We start from the raw sequence: 20337 nt of genomic DNA on the forward strand, positions 1-20337 counted from the left end.
TCTCCAGCGCGTGGGAGTGTGTGGATGGTCAGGCCGTTGCTTCTCCTCTTGGTCTACGTGGGCGCCTGGGGCGTGCTGCGGGCGCTCTGGCCAGACCTGCTGCGTGGCTGGCGACGGTGGGTGCTGCTGGGCGGCTCGGTGGGCTCGCTCGTCGTGTGGCTGGTCCCCCTGCTGGCGGGATCCCAGGTAGAGGTCCCCGCCGCGCTCCGGATGTTCGCCGTGGGCTGGTCCGTCTCCGCCATCATCGTCCTGCTCACCGGCTCCCCCATCGCCCTGCTGCGCAGGTGGGTGGACCGGAGGGGCGCTGCGCTCGCGCCCTCCCTCCCGCTCGACTCCGACGTGATTGCCCCCATCACCCCGCCCCCCGCCCTGGGTGGGATGAGCCGCCGCACCCTGCTCACCAACGCGGGGCGCGCGGTGCCGTTGCTCGCGGCGGGGACGAGCACGGCGGGCGTCGCGGGCGGCTCCCTGGGCTTCACCGTGAAGTCGGTGGAGGTGCGCCTGCCCGGGCTGCCCCCCGCGCTGGAGGGGTTCCGCATCGGCCAGATTACCGACGTACACGTCGGCACCTTCATCGACACCCAGTACCTGCGCGACACCGTGGCGGCGATGAACGAGGCCCAGGTGGACCTCCAGGTGATGACGGGGGACCTCATCGACGACCTGGACCAGCTCGACGGCACCATGGCCGCGCTGGAGACGTGCAAGGCCCGTCACGGCATGCTGGCGGTGCTCGGCAACCACGAGCACTGGCGCGGCCTCGACGAGGTCGTCCAGGCCTATGAGCAGTCCCAGGCGCGCGGCGGCCCGGTGCGGCTGCTGGTGGACTCGTCCCACGTCCTGGAGCACGGCGGCCAGCGCGTGCGCGTCGTCGGCGTGGACTACCCCATGTCCGGCCGCAGCCACCGTGTGAAGGCCGAGCGGATGCTCCAGTCCGCCGAGAAGGCCTTCCAGGGTACCTCTCCCGACGAAGTCCTCCTCTGCCTGTCCCACCATCCCGACTTCTTCAACAACGCCGCGGAGCGCGGTGCCCGGCTCACCCTCGCCGGCCACACCCACGGCGGCCAGGTGGCGTTCTTCGGCGTGCCCGCGTTCTGGTTCGCCTTCCAGTACATGCTCGGCCGCTACCGGCGCGGAGACCATCAGCTCTACGTGTCCGGAGGCACCGGCCACTGGCTGCCCTTCCGCCTGGGCGTCCCGCCCGAGGTGACTGTGCTCACGCTGCGCGCGGCGTAGGCTTTTCAGGACGTCGCGGGCGGCGACTGCTGCCCGTACGTCTTGAACTTCTCCAGCACCCGCGCCATCTCCGCGTCGTCGAGCAGCACGGGCTCGCCCACCTGGAGCGCCCGCCAGTACATGGCCGCGAGCGTCTCCACCTCCACCGCCAGCTTGAAGGCCACGGCCAGAGTGCTCCCCAGCGCGAGCATGCCGTGGTTCGCCATCAGGCACGCCTTGCGGCCCTCCAGTGCCTCCAGGACGTGACGCGCCAGCGCGTCGGTGCCGAACGTCGCATAGGCCGCGCACCGCACGTCCACGCCTCCCGCCGCGCAGACCATGTAGTGGAAGGCGGGGATGCCCCGGCGCAGACACGCCAGCGTGGTGCAGAACATGGAGTGCGCATGCAGCACCGCGCCCACCTCCGGACGCGCCACCAGGATGTCCCGGTGGAGCTGCCACTCCGAGGACGGACGCCTGCATCCCTCGTGGCTCCCATCCAGGCGCATGAGGACGATGTCCTCCGGCGCCAGCGCGTCGTAGTCCATGCCGGTGGGCGTCAGCAGGAAGCCCTCCTCCACGCGCAGGCTCAGGTTGCCGGACGTGCCCTGGTTGAGCCCTGACGCGTTCATCTTCCGGCAGGTGGCAATCATCGCCTCGCGTGAGGCGAGGTCATCCCGGCCGCTCACGGCGCCCCCCTCGCGCGCTCCGGGAAGAGCGAGCGCAGGCCCTCCTCGTTGGCGGGACACACGCCCCGCTCGGTGATGAGCGCCGTCACCAGCCGCGCCGGTGTCACGTCGAACGCGTAGTTGGCGGAAGGACTGCCCTCCGGCGTCACGCGCACCGTAGCCACTTCACCCGAGGCCAGCCGCCCGGTGACGTCGCTCAGCTCCCGGCCGTCGCGCTGCTCAATCGGAATCTCCCGCACGCCGTCCCGCAGGCTCCAGTCGATGGTGGGCGAAGGCAGCGCCACGTAGAAGGGCACGCCGTTGTCCTTCGCCGCCAGCGCCTTCAAGTAGGTGCCAATCTTGTTCGCCACGTCGCCGTGCGCCGTGGTGCGGTCCGTGCCGACGATGCAGAGGTCCACCTGGCCGTGTTGCATCAGGTGGCCTCCCACGTTGTCGGCGATGACGGTGTGGGGGACGCCGTGCTGGCCCAGCTCCCAGGCTGTCAGCCCCGCGCCCTGGTTGCGCGGCCGCGTCTCGTCCACCCAGACATGCACGGGCAGCCCCGCGTCGTGCGCCAGGTAGATGGGCGACAGCGCAGTGCCCCAATCCACCGTCGCCAGCCACCCCGCGTTGCAGTGCGTGAGCACGTCCAGCCGTCCCTTGCGGCCCTTCTTCTCCCAGGCGGCCTCCAGCAGCTTCAGGCCGTGTCCTCCCATGGCGCGGTTGATGGCCACGTCCTCGTCGCACAGCTCGGCCGCGCGCTTCTTCGCGGCGCCCTCGCGCTCGGAGACAGGCAGCGGTTCCAACAGCCGGCGCATCTCCTCCAGCGCCCAGTGCAGGTTGACGGCGGTGGGACGCGTCGCGCCCAGGACGGAGAGGGCTCGGCTCAGCGCCGCGTCGGACGCGTCCTCGCGCAGCGCCAGCCAGACACCATACGCGGCGGTGGCGCCGATGAGCGGAGCGCCTCGCACCCGCATCTCGCGGATGGCATGCGCGGCCTCCTCCAGCGTGGCGAGCCGCGCGGTGACGAAGGCATGGGGAAGGCGCGTCTGGTCGATGATGCCCACCGCCTGCCCGTCGGGCTCCAGCCAGAGGGAGCGGGTGGGTTTGCCCTGGACCTTCATCGGCTCAGCACCCGGCCGGCCACGGCGGACAGCTTCTCTGCGAGCGCCGCATCCCGAGCCTCGGGCGCGGTGATGACCGCGTGGTCCAGGGCGCGCTGACAGCCCTGACGACAGGGCCCCTCGTGCCCGCCGAGCAGCGGCGTCACCTGCTTCACCAGCCCGCGCGCCTTGCCCGCGTTGCCCAGCAGCACGGACACCACCTGGTCCACGGTGACGGCGTCATGGTCCGGATGCCAGCAGTCGAAGTCCGTCACCATGGCCACCGTCGCGTAACAGAGCTCCGCTTCCCGGGCGAGCTTCGCCTCCGGCATGTTCGTCATGCCGATGACGTCACAGCCCCACGTCCGGTACAGCCGGCTCTCCGCGAGCGAGGAGAACTGCGGCCCCTCCATGGCCAGGTAGGTGCCGCCTCGTCGCGCGGCCACGCCCAGCGACTCGCACGCGGACATCACCGCGTCCCCCAGCCGTGAGCACACCGGCTTCGCCATGGACACGTGCGCGACGAGCCCCGTGCCGAAGAAGCTCTTCTCCCGAGCGAAGGTCCGGTCGATGAACTGGTCCACCACCACGAAGACGCCCGGCGGCAGGTCCTCGCGCAGGCTGCCCACCGCCGACAACGACAACAGGTCCGTCACTCCGCTGCGCTTGAGCGCGTCGACGTTCGCCCGGAAGTTGATGTCGCTCGGGGCGATTCGGTGGCCCCGGCCATGGCGCGGCAGGAAGACGACGCGCTGCCCCTCCAGCGTGCCGAAGCACAGCTCGTCGGATGGCTCGCCAAAGGGAGACGACACCTTCTTCCAGGTGACGTCCTTCAAGCCATCAATCTGGTACAGGCCGCTGCCACCGATGATGCCGATGACGGGTGCCGAGGCATGGGACATGGGCGCGTCTCCCGAGAATGAAAGGCACGCCAAGCGTACCAGCCTCCCCGCGCCCTGGAGACTCCGCTTCGCCGGTTGACAGTCCCGAGCGCGGGCCTATATTCAACCTTATGGTTGAACAACATGCCACCCAGCTCGACAATACCTTCCACGCGCTGTCGGACCCGACCCGGCGGGCGATGCTGCGCAGCCTGTCCTCGCACGAGCGCAGCGTGGGCGAGCTGGCGGCCCCCTTCCAGATGTCCCTGGCCGCCGCCTCCAAGCACATCAAGGTGCTGGAGCGCGCGGGGCTGGTGCGCCGCGAGGTGAAGGGCCGCATGCACGTGTGCCGACTGGACGCGAAGCCCCTGTCGGAGGTGCGCGACTGGCTCCACTACTACGAGCGCTTCTGGAGCGAGAGCCTGGACGCCCTGGAGGCGCTCCTTCGAGCAGACCCACCCTCTCCCGCCTCCTCCCCTCGCAAGAAAGGACGCTCGCGATGAGCACCGCCATCCCCATCCAGGTCCAGCTCGTCCGCCACTTCGACACGCCCGCCGAGCGCGTCTTCGACGCCTGGGTCGACGCGAAGCTCCTGGGCCAGTGGATGTTCGGCCCGCGCGTCCGTGCCGAGCAGGCCCTCCACCTCCACGTCGACGCCCGCGTGGGCGGCACGTTCTCCTTCCTCGTGCGTCGGGGGGAGACGGACATCGACCACATCGGCACGTACCTGGAGGTCGACCGTCCGCGCCGCCTCGTCTTCACCTGGGCCATCCGCGAGGACGTCATGGCGGAGGAGGACATCAGCCGCGTGAGTCTGGACTTCCGCCCCCGGGGCACCGGTTGCGAGCTGACGCTGACCCACGTCATGTCCTCCAAGTGGGCCGAGTACGCCGACCGCACGCAGGCGGGCTGGGCCACCATGCTCACCGCCCTCACCCGCGCGCTCGCCGCGCCCGACACCCAGGAGTCGCACCATGGCTGAGTACGGAGTCGTCACCGAGCCACAGACGGTGCGCCTGGAGCGCGTGTTGCCCGGCCCCATCGAGCGCGTCTGGGAGTTCCTCACGGACTCGGAGAAGCGCGGCCAGTGGCTGGCCGCGGGAGCGCTGGAGCCGCGCGAGGGAGGCCGCGTCGAGCTGCGCTTCCTCCACTCCACGCTCTCCCACGAGCCCCTGCCCAAGCGCTACGAGGTCATGCGCGATGGCCACCGGCACATCGGCCATGTCACCCGCTACGAGCCACCCCACGCGCTGAGCTACACCTGGGCGGAGCAGACAGGCGCCCCCTCCGAGGTGACCTTCGAGCTGAGCGAGCGCGGCACCGAGGTGCTGCTCGTCCTCACGCACCGCCGGCTCACCACGCGCACGGACAGGGTCAGCGTCGCCAGCGGCTGGGACACGCACCTGGGCATCCTCGACGACCGGCTCTCCGGCCGTGAGCCTCGGGGCTTCTGGTCCACGCACGCGCGACTCGAAGCCGAGTACGAGCAGCGACTCCCTCACGACTGAGGCCCCTCGCTCCGTCGCTGGCCAGTCCTCGAACCACGCCCCCGCATCCCGGGCCGACCGAACGGCGGACACTCGGGATGCACCCTGTCGCCTTCCGCGAAGAGGCCCACCTTCCCAGGGAGAGTCATTCGATTCGGGAGGCCGCCATGAACGTCGAAGAAGTCATGTCCGAGAACCCCGTCACCTGCCTGCCGGACACCGGCATCGAGCAGGCCGCGCGGTGGATGGTGGAATGCGACTGCGGGGCCCTGCCCGTCATCGACGTGGACAACAGACCCATCGGCGTCATCACCGACCGCGACATCACCTGTCGCATCATCGCCAAGGGGAAGGACCCCTACATGCTCAACGTGAGCGATGCGATGTCCACCCCCGCCGCCACTGTGTACCGCGACACCAGCCTGGAGGACTGCCTGGAGCTGATGCAGCAGAACCAGGTCCGTCGCATGGTGGTGCTCGACGACGAAGGCACCGTCTGCGGCATGGTGGCGCAGGCGGACCTGGTGAAGCAGCTGGGCGCGCAGGAGACCGCGGAGCTGATGCGCGAGGTGTCCATCGACACCGAGTCCCCCTCGCAGGTCCACTGAATCGAAGACACCCCCTCGGGGCGCGGAAGCGACACCCGCGCTCCGGGCCCGCCTCAGCTTCCGCCCAGGGCGAACACGGCCATGCGGCGCACGCGCTCCAGCCCTGACTGCTCCAGCACATCGTTGTGGCCCGCTCCGGGCACCGTCTCCACGGTGGCGTGAGGAAAGCGCGTGCCCAGCCGGCGCCCCATCTCCACCGGAATGAGCGTGTCCTGCTCCCCATGGATGATGAGCACCGGCAGGGTGATGTCCGGCGCCTTCGACGTGGTGTCGAAGCGGTCCCTCGCCAGCAAGGACACGGGGAGGAACGGGAAGGCGAGCGCCGCCACCTCTGGGATGGAGGTGTAGGGCGCCACCAGCATGATGCGGGAGCCATGTCCCCGGCGCGCCATCTCCACCGCGACACCCGTGCCCAGGCTGCGGCCACTGAGCACGGTGTGCTCCGGCGTCACGCCCTGCCCTCGCAACATCGTCAGCGCCGCCTCGGCCGCCGCGTAGATGCCCTGCTCCGAGGGCTGTCCGGGCGAGGCGCCATAGCCGGGGTACTCGACGGCCAGGAAGCCCAGTCCGTTCTGGTTCAGCACCGTGCCCAGGTCGTGCTGGTCCAGCAGTTGTTCGCCGTTGCCATGGAAGTGCACCACCGTCGGCGCGCCTGGAGGTCCCGGGAGCTGGAGCACGTCCACGTACGCCTCACCCGTCAGCGGCAGGCGCCGGAAGCCAAGCTGGGCTGGCAGCGGAATGGGGGCCTTCGGTGCCGGGTAGAGCATGGGTCGCTGGAGCGCGAAGGCCGCGACACACAGGCCCAGGTACACCACCGCGAAGACGGAGAGGACGATGAGGAGCACGCGACGTGGCCGGACCATGAGAGTCCCTCCAGTCTGCCCCATCCTGGCCCGCGCTACGCGAAGAGACCCAGCGACGGGCCCGGGGTGAAGCCAGGGAACACCCGGGTCAGGTCCACGCCAGGACGGCAGGCACGCAGCACCTCGGCCAGCGGAGCGCGCACGTCCGTCCAGGCGGGCACGTCCCGGCCATCCTGGAGCCGGTCCGGAGTGAGCGACTCGAAGCGCCCGTAGACGCGGCCACCCTTCACACCGCCGCCGAGCACCAGCATCGCGCTGCCCACGCCGTGGTCCGTCCCCCGGCTGCCGTTCTCCCGCACCGTGCGGCCGAACTCCGTCAGCACCACCACCGTCACCTGCTCCAGCAGCGGGCCCACGTCCCGCGCGAAGGCGGACAGCGCGCCCGCCAGCTCCGCGCACCGGTTGGCGAAGGTGCCCGTGGCCGCGCCCTGCGCCGCGTGCGTGTCCCAGCCGCCCATCTCCGTCGCCGCCACTTCCAGGCCCACGTCGCCCCGGATGAGCCGAGCGATATCGCCGAGCCGCTGCCCCAGCGGGCCGCGCGGATACTCCACGCCCGACGTGGGGGGCAGCCGCGCCAGGTGCTCCTCATCCAGTTGGGAGAGCGCATCGAAGGCGCCCTGGCCCGTGGTCCGCAGCGCCTGGTCCACTGCGCCCGCGTAGAGCGCCGCGAAGCCCCGCGTCGCCTCGGCGCCCCGCTTTCCCGCGCGGAGGCGAAACTCCTCCAGACGTCCCATCGCCAGCGCACCCGCGTCACCGAACAGCGCGCGAGGCAGCGTGGCTTGCAGGGCCACGGCCCGCAGCGGCGCGGCGGACTCCTCGGCGATGAGGGCGCGGTTGAGCCAACCGTCCGGCGTCGACTTGCGGCCCGGTGTGCCCGACTCCACGAAGTCCTGCGCGTCGAAGTGCGAGCGCACGGGCGTGGGCAGCCCGACTCCGTGCAGCACCGCGAGGCGGCCTTCGTTCCACAGCGGCAGCAGGGGCTCCAAGCGGGGATGCAGGCCGAAGGGCCCCGACAGCTTCAGCGCGGCGCCTTCGCCCGTCGCGCGCAGCGCCAGCGTGGGCCTCGCGCGGTGATAGGCCGCGTCCTCCACGGGAGGCACCAGGGAGAGACCATCCACACCGCCCCGCAGGAACACCGTCACCAGGGTGCGGCGCGAGGCCGGCGAGGCCAGCGCTCGGTTGGAGAGCGAGGGGGCGAAGGCCAGCCCCACACCGGAGAGGCCCAGGGCGCGCAGCAGGAGGCGTCGGGACAGCATCAGGCTCATGGGTTCCGTGAAGCTCCGGCGAGTGGAGAGAGGCTCCGTCCAGCGACACAACACCGGAGTCCGCTGGAAGTTACGAACGCCCCCATTTCCCTTCCTCCAGACATTCGCGAAGGACCCAACGCAGGTGCTCCTCGAGGTCGAAGGTGCAGCCCGAGACATCGGGCGCCTCATCCAGCAGCCAGGCCGCGAGGTCGAAGTCGTCGTGGTAGGCCTGGAAGATGAGCGGCCCGGTGTCACGTCGCACGCCCGGGTCGAAGGTGAAGTAGTCGTTCACATTCGAGTGGGCGATGTACTGGAAGGGAATGAACCGGCTGCGCACCTTGCGTTCGAGCACGGCGGCTTCCAGCTCGTCCTTCTCATCGCCGAAGCAGCCCTCGTCGATGAACTCCTTCGACCACGCGTGCGCCTCCAGCACCTCAGGGGCTCAGCATCCGTGAGCGCTCCTGCCCCTGGAAGTCCGTCGCGCTGAACAAGCCGTGCTCGGTGATGAACCAGAGGTAGCTCGCGGGCAGTTGCTTGCCCAGCTCGCGCTCCAGCGTGAGCAACTCCTTCGCGGAGACCGGAGTGATGCGGACGGATTCGAGAGGAAGCTCCTTCTCGCGCGTCAGGCGCGCGTTCAGTGCCTCGATGGTTTCGATGACCGTGGACATGCCCTCGAAAATACCCCGGCTGCTCGGCCGCCAGCGCCCCCTCGTGACACCTGCCTAGAGAATGGCCCTGACGAAGAGGGACGCGACCCACACGGCCCAGACGAGCGAGATGGCGAGCAGGACGGCGGCGACCGGGCGCACCCACGTCGGCGTCGGCGACTTGTCACGCCAGGGCAGGAGCATCAGGTAGCCGCCCGCCAGTGAAGGAATGGGCAGCAGGTTCAGGGACGCCATCCGCGCGCTCATGATGCCCCACGCTCGCACCAGCTCTCCGTCACGGAGCAACCCGACGAAGCGCTCCACGCGGCCCGGCAGCGCGGCGAGGTTGAACACCGCGGGGAAGCCCTCGGTGAACTGATGGAAGCCCTCCGCGGGCCCCAGGCACGCCATGGCGACGCCAATCTGCACGTACCAGGGCACGGCCAGGGCCAGCGCATGCAGTGGAGGTGGCAGCTTGAGCAGCCGACTCTTGAGCGTCTCCGTCGAGCCCTCCTCCGCCTCCGGCACGAACGACGCGGAGCTGCCCAGGGTGATGGGGTGCAGGCTCCAGCCGATGCCCGCCATGCGCCATGCCACCAACTGGGGCCCGTAGCCGATGCGCACCGCGAGCGGCCGTGCCCCGAAGGCACTCGCCACCACCGCTTGCGCCAGCGCCCACATCACGTTGACCGCGAGGAACAGCACCCACAGCCAGAAGAAGAGGGCGACTCTGTCCATGGCGGGAAGTCTATCCGCATTCCAGCGGGACTGGCTCCCGGGTCGGTCCGGACGCCGTGCGTCCTCTGTCTCGATAACGCAACAGGGCACGGCTCATGAGCGTGTGTCTTTAGCAATCTATTGCCGCTGGAACTCCGGAGAGCCGAGCAACAACCCGGCGACGAGCTGCACATCCACGGGGCTCGGTTCTCCTTCGGCGCTGGCGGCCTCGTTGCGCCTGGACAGCGCCGCGAGCACCGTGGCCCGTGTCTCTTCCGAGGGCGTCGTCCCCAACAGCGCGCGCCCCAGCGTGTCCACCCAGGCCTCCGCCGTGGGCGTCGACGGTGTGGCCAGTGACGCCAGTGACACACGTGCTCCCGGCAGTCGCCCCGACACCAGATCCAGACTGAAGTTGAGCCGGGCCACCAGCGCGCCACTGTTCACCCACGGCGCAGCCACTTCCGGAAAGCCCGTGGGCGCGGGCGCGCGGTAGAGGGGCTCCCCCATCCTCGCCAGCGCCTGCACCAACCTGGGACGCACCTCCACCTGGGCCCCCGTCGCGCGCAACGCCGACACGACGAACTCGAATGGCGTCTTCACCTTCGCCCCCCGTGCCTCGGGCGCCCAGAACTCCGGCGAGTCGATGAGCGCTCGGTACATCGTGGGCAAATCCCCCTCCGAGTCGAGGAACACCTTCGCCAACCGGTCCACCAACGCCGGCGGCGGCGTGTCCGAGACGAAGCGCCGCGCCAGCTTCGTCGCGAGGTGGCGCGCCGTCGCGGGGTGACGCGCGAGCAGGTCCAACACCCGCTCTCCATCCTCCTCGCCACCACGCGCGGGGATGACCTGTCCTAGGACCTCCTTGGCGTCCAGGTCGTGCGCCCGCCGCCGGAAGAGGAACTCCGGCGCGCGGCGAGGATGCCGGATGCTCCACCCCGTGAAGCTGCGTGCCACCTCTCGCACGTCCTGCTGTGAATAGCCCCCGTCCACGCCCAGCGTGTGCAGCTCCAGCAGCTCGCGCGCGTAGTTCTCGTTGAGGCCGGGCCTCGGCCCGGACACGGCGGGCTCGTCATCGCCGTCTCCGTCCTCCTCCATCATCATCGGTGCCACGCCGCGCCTCGAAAGGCGCTGCCCGAGCTTCGGCATGCCGTCGCGAGTGCTCCTCCAGTTGTCCAGATAGACGAGCATCGCCGGGTGGCGCGCCGTCGCCTCGAGCAAGTCCCTGAAGCGTCCGAAGACATGCGGGCGGATGGCGTCGCGCTCGTAGGACGTCACCATCCACCGCACCGCGCCTTTGTCCGCGGACACGTTGAAGTGGTTGAACCAGAAGTCCACCAGCACCTCTTCGAGCGGATTGGACCCCTCCACCGCCCGGAGCACCTTGGCGGCGGACAGCTCCAGGCCGATGCGCGCGGGCCTCTCCAACTCGCGGCCATCCAGCAGCGCCTGCTCCCGCTCCTTCTTCGCCGGGTAGTCGCTGAGGAGCTGACCCATCGACATCGTCAGGGTGGGAAACTCCTGCAGCTTCGCCTCCAACGCCGGAGACACCGACGCATCCTTCCGCGCGAGCCTCGCCTCCACCCAGCCCCGCACGCCCAGCCGGCGGACCTCCGCCAGGTCCCGCTCCGACGGCCCGAAGGCCCACCGCTGAAGCAGGTGCACCTCCGCCCCGGGGCCGTAATCCGGCGGCGCTTCACTGCGAGCGACAGGGTGCGGGGTGCTCGCACATGAGAGCAGCACCACCGCCAGGGAGCTGAGGGACACGAGGCGCATGACAGGAACATGAACCCTCGGAGTCCCCCGAAGTTACGCCGCGTTCATCGACGCTCGTCTGCCCTCCCCAGGGGCCGCCTCGACGAAAGCACTCGCGATGTCAACCATCACTTGCCGCGCGAGGACCGCCCCGGGACTCACCAATCGTTGCTTGAACCTGGGGCCAGGATACCTTTCGTATGCATTCCAACGATGGATGGGTGCCCCCCGGCACCAGGCCGGTCAACCATCGACCCGGACCTACATGAGCCCTTCACCCGACATGCGCGTCCCCGCGAGAGCGTCCCTGGGCGTGCTGCTCTCGCTGATGCTGCTCAGCGGCTGCGACGCCTTCAACTGGGACAACGACACGAGCGGCAGCTCGGACCGCCTCACCGCGCCCTTCGAACCCCATGTGAACCTGCTCGCGGACGTGAATCGCGATGGCACGGTGAGCGCGGCGGACGAAGCGGACGAGGAGACGTGGACCGCCGAGCGGGGCGCCATCTTCCTGGCCAACATCGACGACGACCAGAAGCGGTGTGCCTTCAGCATGTCTCCCTCCGCCATGAGCGATGACGTGCTGGAAGCCTGCAACGACGCGGCGGACTCGGAGGTCAACGGAGACGAGGACCTGTGGGACCTGGCGCGGCTGCGCGTGGAGCGCTGGGCGGAGGCCCCGGACTACGCGGTGGGCACCGTCTCCGTGGGAGGCGCCGCGAGCGAGAAGGTGCGCCTGTTCAAGCAGATTGGCGACGAGTTCTTCTCGTTCCGCATCCCCAACCTCCTGCCCCTGTCCGCGAAGGACTTGAGGGAGGGCGTGAGCATCGCCATCGAGGCGAAGGACATCGTGAGGGACCCGGACGTGTGGGACGGGTACGCGGACGTGGTGCTGACCATCTACCACGTGGACCGGCCGACGGAGCGCTTCCAGGACACGGTGCGCCTGCGCGTCGCGCCGGTGGTGATGTTCCACCACCTGACGCCGGTGCGGAACGTCTACGTGTCGCGGCTGGATGACGAGGACTCGTCGCGCTTCCGGCAGGAGTTGGGCGGGGCGCTCGCCGAGTCCGGTGAGCCCACGGCCTTCTCCGAGTTCGCGGTGGATGACCTGTGGGCGCAGGACTATTTCGAGCCCGCGTACATGTCGATGCCCAGGCTGGGGGGTCGGGGCGCTCAGCACGTCATCCAGGTCAACTACCGGGCGGCCAACACGAACTGGAACTCGTCCCGGGTTCCGCTGCGCGAGGCGGGCCGCATCGTCTACTGGCTCCGAGGCAGGGACCAGGCGGCGGTGTCGCAATACCAGCCAGGCCTGTCCGCCGAATCCCAGACGCTCAACTCCTTGGGCAACACGGAGGTCATTCCTCCCTATGAGAAGGACGGCGTGAAGTATCCCCTGGGGCGCATGTTGCGCGGCCGGGGCCCCAGCTCCGAGCCTGACTTCCAGCCCGACCCCAGCTTCACGAAGATGTTGGATGCGCAGGGCGTCCAGCCGGTGGTGTACGTGGACACGTCCTGGCTCGCGGTGGCGCACGTGGACGAGACGCTCAGCTTCCTGCCGGCGAATACACCGCGCGGCTGGATTGCGCTGGTGGCCGACCCCGCCCAGGCGCGGCGCATGTTGATGAAGGCCCTGGAGGAGGGACACGGCGAGGCCAAGCTCTTCCAGGACAGGCGCTGGCTGTACGACCGCCCCGCGGAGGTGACGGTGTCAGCGCTGCTGGACCATGCCGGGGTGATGGACACCAGCGCGCGGGCGGCGCTCGAAATCGACGAGCAGCTGCGAATCCTTCGCGCGGAGACGGGCCTCACCGACGGCGAGATTGTCCGCGTGCCCTTCCTCTTCCAGAGCGCGCCCAACGGCGCCACGGCGCTGCAACCCGGGACGGTGAACCTCCTGTCGGTGTCGCGCTCGCTGGTCATCGCGCCGGACCCGCATGGGCTCGTCATCGACGGGAAGGACATCTTCAAGGTTCAACTCGAGGAGGCCCTGGCCCCGCACGGCATCCGCGTGCACTGGACGGACACCTGGGACCTCTACCACGTGGGCGGCGGCGAGATTCACTGCGCGACGAACAGCGCGCGCGACGTGCCTTCAGCGAAGTGGTGGGAGAGCGGCCGATGATTCGCGCACTGACCTGGAGCCTGGGAGCCGCGCTGCTGTTGATGCTGTCCGCCCCTTCCGCCCACGCGCAGACAGGCACCGACGACGGGCTGGGCGCGCTCCGCGAGGAGGTGGCGCGCGCGCGCAAGGAGACGCCGGAAGCCTTCGTGCGCCTGGAGGCGGTCATCCCCCAGGTGACGGTCCTCGACGCGAGGAAGCGGGGCACGCTCGCCGCCGCCGCGGCGCTGTTCCGCGACTTGGGCGCACAGGGGCTGTGGCCCATGGTGGAGCGGCTCGCCTTCGACGACGCGGGGCAGGCGCCGCAGCCCGTGCGCGACTCCGCGAAGCTGGCCCTCCAGGTGGGCATGGTGGAGGCCACCGGTGACTTGCGGGACGCGCGCCTCCTGCCGCTGTGGAAGCGCCTGCTGGAAGGCTCGGAGACCCGGCGCCCCGCGCGCCGTGCCGCCGCGACGGCCCTGGCGAAGTTGGAGTCCCCTGAGGCCGCGGCGCTGCTCATCACCCTGTCCCGCCAGGAGGGCTCGCGCGGAGAGACGGTGCGCGAGGCCATGGGCCGGTGTCGCAGGCTGGTGATGGCACAGGCGCTGGCGGAGGCCCTCGCGCTCAATCCGGCGCCCTCGGAGGCGCGTCGGCTCGCCGTGGCGCTGGGCGACGTCGGCTCCTTCTGGGCGTGGAAGACCTCGCAGTCGAAGTCCCGCTCGGAGGAAGGCGCCGTGCGCCGCGTGGCCGCCGAGGCCCTGGTCAGTGCCTGGGTGGACCACACCGGCGACGTCCAGCAGGCCATCACCCAGGCCCTGTTGCGCGTGGATGCGCCGGAGACGGCGTCGCTCATCCAGGCGATGCGGGCCCGGACCGCGGAGCCGCGCCACGCCGCGCTGGAGGACCTGGAGCAGCGGATGCGGAACAACCCGCTGCGCTGAGACGCGTCAGGGCGCCTCGATTTCCATGCGGTAGCCCACGCCGCGCACCGTCTGGATGGCGAAGCGCGAAGCGCTGTTCCACCCGAGCTTCTTCTTCAGGCTGGAGACGAAGTTGTCCACGGTGTGCGGGTCCACGACGACGTCGCGGCCCCACACCGCGTCCAGGATGTCGTCGCGGCGCAGCACGCGCTCACGCTCGCGCACCAGGAAGACGAGCAGGTCGAACTCCGTGCGCGTCAGCTCCACGTTGGCGCCCTCGGGCGTCTCCACCTTGCGGCGGTCCAGGTCCATCCGGTAGCCGCCGAAGCGAACCTGCTTCGCCGGAGCACCGCCGCCCGAGCGGCGCACCAGCGCACCCACCCGGGCCAGCAGCTCGCGCAGGCGATAGGGCTTGCCCAGGTAGTCCTGCGCACCCGCCTCGAAGCCGCGCACGACGTCGTCCTCCAGCGTGCGCGCGGTGAGCATCAACACGGGCGACGTGACGCCCTCCTCGCGCAGCGTCCGGCACAGCGTGTAGCCATCTCCGTCCGGCAACATGACGTCCAGGAGGAGGAGCTGGAAGGTCCGTCGCGCCAGGTGCTCGCGAGCCTCGCGCACGGTGGCCGCCTCTTCCACGGCATAGCCGCCCTGGTGCTCCAGGCTGTCGCGCAGCGCGAGCCGCAGGTTCGGGTCATCCTCCACGAGCAGGATGGTGGGCTGGGTGGGGTTCATGGCGTCGCGTTCGGGGGGAAAGAGAGCTCGAAGGTGGTGCCCTCGGGACTGGAGGCCACCACGCGAAGGGTACCGGAGTGCAGGCGCATGATGCGGCGACACAGCGCCAGGCCCAGGCCACTGCCGGCGACTTCCCGGCCCTGTCCTGGCAGGCGCACGAACTCTCCGAAGACGCGCTCCCAGTCCGCCGGAGGAATCCCCACGCCGTTGTCGGAGAAGCGCACGCGTCCGCCGGGCAGTGTCTCCACGCGCAGACGCACGGGGCTGCGCGTGTTGTAGGCGCAGGCGTTGCGCGCGAGGTTGGAGAGCAGCAGGCGCAAGAGCTGGGCGTCGGCTCGCAGCGTGAGGTCCCCCACTTCCGCCTCCAGCTCCACGGGCACCTTCGACCAGGACTCCAAGTCCCGGCGCAGGAGCGACACGACTTCGTCCAGGCGCACCGGCTCCAACCGGGGCACCCAGCGGCCCTTGTCGATGCGGTTGAAGGACAGGAGGTTCTCCACCAGGAAGCCCAGGCCGTCCGCCTCGCGGACGATGCGCGCCGGATAGTCGCGGGCGTCGGTGCCCTCGGCGAGCCTCCACTCGAGCGTCTCCGCGAGCAGGCGGATGGAGGCCAGCGGCGTGCGCAGCTCGTGCGACACGGTGGCCACGAAGTCGCTCTTCAGCTCCAGGAAGCGGTACTTGCGGTGCTGCGCGAGGAAGGCCAGCGCCGCGATGCCCAGGGCCAGCCCCGCGCACAGCACCACCATGCCCGTCTTCAAGCGGTAGCGGCGCTCCAGCGCGGTCTCCGCCCGGGCCCACTCGGGCGTGGCCACCGCCAGCGGCAGCGCCTCCAGCGACAGCACCGGCGCGTCTCCGAGCAGTCGCACGCTGCCCTCTGAGTCCAGCAACCCACGCTCGCGCATCTCGCGGGTGAGTGACGCCAGCAACTCCGTGGCGTCCACCGCCACGCCGCGCACCTGGTTGCCACCGCGCGGCTCCAGGTACCACCCGGCGCGCACCAGGGCAGGGCTCGGGAGGGAGGCCGGCAGGGGCAGCGGGCTCGCCGTCAGCTCTCGGGCGCGCGACGCGAAGTCGTCCACCGGCGCGCCCACCCTCGTGGACAGCGCGGCCACCCGCTCCATCAGGAACTGGAAGTCCACCGGGGTGAAGCGCGAGCGGCGTGACAGCAGCAACCGCTGGAGGCCATCCAACCGGCCCCCCTTGCCGTCCGCCAGTCCGTCACGCACCAGCGCCTGCATGAGCTGCGGCACCGGGTCGCCGCGCTCCGCGAGCGACTCCAGCACCACCAGCAGGCCCGGCACGTCACGCGTGGAGGCGAGCACGTATTGAGAGCGATGTTGCAGCAGCGCCATCAACGCCACCGTGGAGGCCCGACGGTCTCCGCGCGCGAGCGCCAGCTCCACCGCCCGCGTCCGTGCGAGCCGCTCCGCCCACGGGTCCTCCAGGTCCTCCGCCACCTCGGTGCCCGCACGCAGCCGCGCATAGCGCTCGCGGGCGGGCGACACGTCACCGGTGTCGTGGAGCGCCAGGCGGGGCAGCACCTGGGTGCCGCGCTCGCGCAGGTACAGGCCCGTGGCGGGAGCGAGCGGGTCCGCCACCGCGGCCTCCAGGGCGGGCTTCGCCGCCTCCAGCTTGTCGTGCAGTGACTGCGTCAACGACGCGCGGGCGTACTGCTCCAGCGCCTCGCGTCGGGAGTCGAGCGAGAGGCGCGCGTCCTCCCGCTCGTTGGCGAAGATGCGATGGAGGTAGCCCAGCCCCCAGCCAAGGCCGGCGAGGCCGAGCACGAGGGCAACGAGCATGGGAAGCAACCTGCGGAGCATGCTCGCGGCTACCTTCCGGGGCCCGGGAGGTTGTCGGGGTCCATGTTGGACAGCGAGCCCGGGGGGCCGAAGCGGTCCTTGCGCTGGTCCAGCGCTCCCGCCTTCTTGATGAGCGTGCCCAGCTCCACCACGTCCGGGCGACTCGCCAGCGGCTCGCCAATCTCCTGCCAGAGCGCATGGAGCCGCGCCCAGTCGAGCGTGCGCGTCCAGTACGAGCCGCGCAGCTTCTCCGCGAAGGCGGCGGCCACGTACGTCAGCCGCGTGGAGGGCGCGACGCGGGTGGCGGACGAGCGCAGCACGCTGGAGGGCAGCAGCTTCTGCACGCGGCGCCACATGGTGTTCTCGCCCTCTTCGTAGAGGACGCGCAGCGTGCCGAAGGCGATGGCGGGGCCTATCAGCTTCACCTCGTAGACGGCGGTGACGGAGGCGCCCGCCGCCAGCGGCACGGGCACCGGCTCCGCGTCATCGTCGAACGGCTCCGGCGTGGCGGACTGGTTCTCGTACCCCACCAGGCGGTAGCGGGCCACGGCCTTCCGGTCGAACTCCAGCTGCACGCCCACGTCGGTGAAGGCCTCGCGGGCCCGCACGCTCACGCGCACGACGTGGTAGCCCTTGCGGCCAGGCGACGGGAAGCCCTCCACGTGGATGGCGAACGGCCCCACCACATCGCCGTCCTCGCCCGGCCCGAAGCTGTTGACGAAGTCCTCCACGCGCACGGCCTCCTCCGCCGGCAGGGAGTCGCGCTCCAGGTAGCCTCGCGTCAGCGCGTACGACGCCGTGCTCACCTGCAACGTGTACGTGGAGATGCGCTCCTCCTCCGTGTCGATGGTCGGATTGACGCCATGGCCTCGCGTGTCCGAGTCGCGCAGGGGCCTGCTGCCCGGCGTGAAGAGGCTCTGCATCATGCCCCCGTCTGGGCCGAGCACCGGTACCTGGGGCAGCGCCCAGGGCGGCGCCCGGTCTCGAATGTCTCCGGCCCGGGGGACGACCATCCACGCGACACCATCCGACTCCAGCCGCAGCGGCGGGGCGAACGGCGCCAGCGGCGAGAAGGCCTGGGACGCAGTGCCGCTCGCCACGGCGGGAGGCAGCGGCGAGGCGAGGGGCGACAACTCCACCGACACGGTGAGCGTCTGGCCCGCCTCCACCTTCACGTCCGCGCGCGTGGCGGCCTGGAAGGACTCCTTCTCGAAGCGCAGCGTGTAGAGGCCCGCCGGGAGCGAGGGGAGCTGGTAGTGCCCCCGCGCGTCCGTCAGCACGGTGCGCGGCGACACAAGGGCCGGGGACGCGGCGGAGACCTTCACTCCCGCGAGAGGTGGTTGGCCGCGCGCCTGGAGCACCGTGCCCGACACCGTCCCCGAGCCGCCCTGGGCCGACGCCGACGTGGCGAGGCACGACAGGAGGACACCGAACAGGGAGCGCAGGAGAGCGGTCTTCATCGTGGGACCAACGCGGACACCGGGCGGAGCCTTCCCTTCGGTTTCAGCCCAGCGTGCCGCAGGTGGCGCCCGGCTTCATCACGGTTCCATCATGGAGCCAGGGCACCTTGGACGCTCGGCGCTACTTCACCGGAGCGAAGGGCACGTCCAGCACCGGCCGGGACTTCGCATCGGGCAGGTCGTAGTGCCACCACTCCATGCGGTTGGGAGCGAAGCCCGCGCCCTCCATCGCCTCGCGCAACACCTCGCGGTGCTGGCGGGACGCCTCGGTGCCACCCGCGTAGCCGTGGTGCGCCGCCGGAGTGAAGGTGTCGAAGGGCGTGGGCATCTCCACTTCCTTGCCCTCCAGCGTCACCATCGTCAGGTCCACCGCCCCACCCCGGTTGTGGTTGGAGCCCTTCTTCGGGTCCGCCACGTAGCCAGGGACGGGCATGATCTTCCACATCTCGTACTGCACCGCGCGGGGCCGGTAGCAGTCGTAGACCTTGAGCCGGTAGCCCTTGGGCCGCAGCGCGTCCGCCGCCGCCTTCAGCTTGCGCGCGGACTCCGGCAGCAGCAGGCAGCGCGCCGTGTCCGGGTACACCTGCTTCTTCAGGAAGTTGTCCGCCGTCGCGTACTTCAGGTCGAGCGCCAGGTCCTCCACCACCGTCATCGCATCCACGAGCGGCGCGATGTCACCGGGCTTCGCGCTCTTGCCCGTCGCGGCATTCGACTTCCCCTTCGCCGTCGCGGGGGCTTGCTGCGCCCCGGCGTCCTGGGCCAGCGCCTCGCCGCCCACGCACAGCCCCAGCACCACCGCCAAACCCAGCCGCGTCGTCATGCTCATGCCCCCACCGTGTAGCGCGTCGGATCCGGGACTCCGGCCTCCTCGAAGCCCTTCTTGCGCAGCACACAACTGTCACAGCGTCCGCACGCGAGCCCCTGCGCGTCCGGGTCGTAGCAGGAGTGCGTCATCCCGTAGTCCACGCCCAGGCGCGTGCCCTCGCGGATGATGTCCGCCTTCGTCAGTCCGGACAGCGGCGCGTGCACCGTGAAGCTCGCGCCCTCGACGCCCGCCTTGGTGGCCAGGTTCGCCATCTGCTCGAAGGAGCGGATGAACTCCGGCCGGCAGTCGGGATAGCCGCTGTAGTCCACCGCGTTGACGCCTATGTAGATGTCCGTGGAGCCCACCACCTCCGCGAGCCCCAACGCCAGCGAGAGGAACAGCGCGTTGCGCGCCGGCACGTACGTCACGGGGATGCCGTGGCTCATCTCGTCGGCGGGCCGGTCCTTGGGCACGTCGATGTCCGCGGTGAGCGCCGAGCCGCCAATCTGGCGCAGGTCGATGTTCACCACCCGGAAGTCCTTCACGCCCATGGCGCGCGCGACATCACGGGCCCGCTCCAGCTCCACCGCGTGCCGCTGGCCATACGCCACGGCCAGACACACCGGCTCGAAGCCCTTCGCCTTCGCCATGGCCACGCACGTCGTCGAGTCCAGGCCGCCCGAAATCAACACCACCGCACGCTTCGCCATCAGTCCCTCCGGACTCCCTGCACCTTGTACGCCGTCTTGCACGTCGTGGGAGTACACGTACAGGAGCCCGGCAGGAAGACATCTGTCAGCGAACCGCACGCCAGGGACACGTCGTAGCCGTTCTCCGTGGGGGCCGGCGGGCTGGCGTCGGGGATGCCTCCGTCGAACGCGTTGCAGTTGCGGTTGAGGATGCCCGCCTGGCTGTCGCTGAAGAGGGTGACCTTGAGCGACTCCTCAATCTGCGAGTCCTTGCAGCCGGTGCCGCAGGAGGCGCGCGGCGCCGTCGCCTTGAGCGCGGAGTCGACAAGCTGCCCCTCGTACTTCGCCTCGCGGTCGAAGCCCTGCACGGTGAACCAGCCGGTGCCACCGTCATCGTTCTTGGAGAACGTGCCCTCGAAGCGGAACACGCCGCCGTCGTCGAGCTGCGCGAACTCCGGCATCGCCGCGTCGCAGGTGGTGTTGGCCGGGTCCAACCGCGCCTCGAACTGGAAGGTGCCCAGGAGCTGATTGCCCGGGTACACGGGGTCCGAGAAGCAGGCCATGGCCGTCACGAGCGCGGCGGCGGGGAAGACGGAGAGGGCGAAGTGCTTCAGGCGCATACGGCGCGGAGGCTACACGG

At 70.4% G+C, this 20337-nt stretch carries 22 protein-coding genes; 7 read left to right on the forward strand and 15 right to left on the reverse strand.

Annotated features, from left to right (window positions below; translation table 11 throughout):
* Window positions 1-24 precede the first annotated feature (24 nt).
* Window positions 25-1236, forward strand: coding sequence for a metallophosphoesterase (locus tag LZ199_RS29150; RefSeq protein WP_253997046.1), 1212 nt, complete (start codon window positions 25-27; stop codon window positions 1234-1236).
* Between the two features lie 5 nt (window positions 1237-1241).
* Here LZ199_RS29150 and LZ199_RS29155 read toward each other — a convergent pair whose 3' ends face one another.
* Genes LZ199_RS29155 through LZ199_RS29165 form a run of 3 tightly spaced genes read right to left on the reverse strand, consistent with a single transcriptional unit; the run spans window position 1242 to window position 3888 of the window.
* Entirely contained in the window at window positions 1242-1868 is a 627-nt protein-coding gene (locus LZ199_RS29155; RefSeq protein ID WP_256569522.1) for a class II aldolase/adducin family protein, read from the reverse strand.
* A gap of 32 nt (window positions 1869-1900) precedes the next feature.
* Window positions 1901-3007: an S-methyl-5-thioribose-1-phosphate isomerase gene (gene mtnA / locus LZ199_RS29160; protein ID WP_253997048.1), complete on the reverse strand. Its 1107-nt coding sequence runs from the start codon at window positions 3005-3007 to the stop codon at window positions 1901-1903.
* Window positions 3004-3888, reverse strand: coding sequence for an S-methyl-5'-thioadenosine phosphorylase (locus tag LZ199_RS29165; RefSeq protein WP_253997049.1), 885 nt, complete (start codon window positions 3886-3888; stop codon window positions 3004-3006). The genes mtnA and LZ199_RS29165 overlap by 4 nt, the downstream gene beginning before the upstream one ends.
* A gap of 110 nt (window positions 3889-3998) precedes the next feature.
* On the opposite strand from LZ199_RS29165, the gene LZ199_RS29170 reads away from it, so the two are divergent.
* From LZ199_RS29170 to LZ199_RS29185, 4 genes are all read left to right on the forward strand, one after another.
* Window positions 3999-4370 (forward strand): ArsR/SmtB family transcription factor, encoded by a 372-nt coding sequence (locus LZ199_RS29170; RefSeq protein ID WP_253997050.1) that lies wholly within the window; start codon window positions 3999-4001, stop codon window positions 4368-4370.
* A complete protein-coding gene (locus LZ199_RS29175) occupies window positions 4367-4849 on the forward strand; it encodes an SRPBCC family protein (protein ID WP_253997051.1) in 483 nt (160 codons plus the stop codon). Before LZ199_RS29170 ends, LZ199_RS29175 begins: the two co-directional genes overlap by 4 nt.
* Window positions 4842-5375 carry an SRPBCC family protein gene (locus LZ199_RS29180; protein ID WP_253997052.1) on the forward strand — a complete coding sequence of 178 codons (534 nt, stop codon included), beginning with the start codon at window positions 4842-4844 and terminating at the stop codon, window positions 5373-5375. Before LZ199_RS29175 ends, LZ199_RS29180 begins: the two co-directional genes overlap by 8 nt.
* A 146-nt stretch (window positions 5376-5521) precedes the next feature.
* Window positions 5522-5962, forward strand: a complete 441-nt coding sequence (locus tag LZ199_RS29185; RefSeq protein WP_253997053.1) for a CBS domain-containing protein — start codon at window positions 5522-5524, stop codon at window positions 5960-5962.
* Between the two features lie 53 nt (window positions 5963-6015).
* Here the strand turns inward: LZ199_RS29185 and LZ199_RS29190 are convergent, their stop codons facing one another.
* The 6 genes from LZ199_RS29190 to LZ199_RS29215 all read right to left on the reverse strand — a co-directional run bounded on the left by LZ199_RS29190 (window position 6016) and on the right by LZ199_RS29215 (window position 11209).
* On the reverse strand, window positions 6016-6825 hold the full coding sequence (locus tag LZ199_RS29190) for an alpha/beta hydrolase (RefSeq protein ID WP_253997054.1): 810 nt from the start codon (window positions 6823-6825) through the stop codon (window positions 6016-6018).
* 35 nt (window positions 6826-6860) lie between these two features.
* Window positions 6861-8090 (reverse strand): DUF1501 domain-containing protein, encoded by a 1230-nt coding sequence (locus tag LZ199_RS29195; protein WP_253997055.1) that lies wholly within the window; start codon window positions 8088-8090, stop codon window positions 6861-6863.
* Window positions 8091-8160: 70 nt separating this feature from the next.
* Entirely contained in the window at window positions 8161-8505 is a 345-nt protein-coding gene (locus tag LZ199_RS29200; RefSeq protein ID WP_253997056.1) for a hypothetical protein, read from the reverse strand.
* 1 nt (window position 8506) lies between these two features.
* On the reverse strand, window positions 8507-8740 hold the full coding sequence (locus LZ199_RS29205) for an SMI1/KNR4 family protein (RefSeq protein WP_253997057.1): 234 nt from the start codon (window positions 8738-8740) through the stop codon (window positions 8507-8509).
* 54 nt (window positions 8741-8794) lie between these two features.
* Complete coding sequence (locus tag LZ199_RS29210) at window positions 8795-9457, reverse strand: hypothetical protein (RefSeq protein WP_253997058.1); 663 nt, start codon at window positions 9455-9457, stop codon at window positions 8795-8797.
* Window positions 9458-9574: 117 nt separating this feature from the next.
* Window positions 9575-11209: a DUF1800 domain-containing protein gene (locus tag LZ199_RS29215; RefSeq protein ID WP_253997059.1), complete on the reverse strand. Its 1635-nt coding sequence runs from the start codon at window positions 11207-11209 to the stop codon at window positions 9575-9577.
* Window positions 11210-11453: 244 nt separating this feature from the next.
* On the opposite strand from LZ199_RS29215, the gene LZ199_RS29220 reads away from it, so the two are divergent.
* Window positions 11454-13316 carry a protein-arginine deiminase domain-containing protein gene (locus LZ199_RS29220; RefSeq protein ID WP_253997060.1) on the forward strand — a complete coding sequence of 621 codons (1863 nt, stop codon included), beginning with the start codon at window positions 11454-11456 and terminating at the stop codon, window positions 13314-13316.
* Entirely contained in the window at window positions 13313-14233 is a 921-nt protein-coding gene (locus tag LZ199_RS29225) for a hypothetical protein (protein ID WP_253997061.1), read from the forward strand. Before LZ199_RS29220 ends, LZ199_RS29225 begins: the two co-directional genes overlap by 4 nt.
* Before the next feature lie 6 nt (window positions 14234-14239).
* Here LZ199_RS29225 and LZ199_RS29230 read toward each other — a convergent pair whose 3' ends face one another.
* The 6 genes from LZ199_RS29230 to LZ199_RS29255 form a co-directional block, all read right to left on the reverse strand.
* Complete coding sequence (locus LZ199_RS29230; RefSeq protein ID WP_253997062.1) at window positions 14240-14944, reverse strand: response regulator transcription factor; 705 nt, start codon at window positions 14942-14944, stop codon at window positions 14240-14242.
* Window positions 14941-16764 carry a sensor histidine kinase gene (locus LZ199_RS29235; protein WP_253997063.1) on the reverse strand — a complete coding sequence of 608 codons (1824 nt, stop codon included), beginning with the start codon at window positions 16762-16764 and terminating at the stop codon, window positions 14941-14943. Before LZ199_RS29235 ends, LZ199_RS29230 begins: the two co-directional genes overlap by 4 nt.
* An 8-nt stretch (window positions 16765-16772) precedes the next feature.
* The gene (locus tag LZ199_RS29240) at window positions 16773-18203 is read right to left on the reverse strand and encodes a YfbK domain-containing protein (RefSeq protein ID WP_253997064.1); all 1431 of its coding nucleotides are present in this window, start codon (window positions 18201-18203) and stop codon (window positions 16773-16775) included.
* A gap of 121 nt (window positions 18204-18324) precedes the next feature.
* Window positions 18325-19023, reverse strand: coding sequence for a M15 family metallopeptidase (locus tag LZ199_RS29245; protein ID WP_253997124.1), 699 nt, complete (start codon window positions 19021-19023; stop codon window positions 18325-18327).
* Window positions 19024-19025: 2 nt separating this feature from the next.
* Window positions 19026-19718, reverse strand: coding sequence for a 7-cyano-7-deazaguanine synthase QueC (gene queC, locus LZ199_RS29250; RefSeq protein WP_253997065.1), 693 nt, complete (start codon window positions 19716-19718; stop codon window positions 19026-19028).
* Window positions 19718-20317, reverse strand: a complete 600-nt coding sequence (locus LZ199_RS29255) for a hypothetical protein (protein WP_253997066.1) — start codon at window positions 20315-20317, stop codon at window positions 19718-19720. Before LZ199_RS29255 ends, queC begins: the two co-directional genes overlap by 1 nt.
* Window positions 20318-20337: the final 20 nt, after the last annotated feature.

Origin of the sequence: Myxococcus qinghaiensis, assembly GCF_024198215.1 — a bacterium.
Classification (GTDB): domain Bacteria; phylum Myxococcota; class Myxococcia; order Myxococcales; family Myxococcaceae; genus Myxococcus; species Myxococcus qinghaiensis.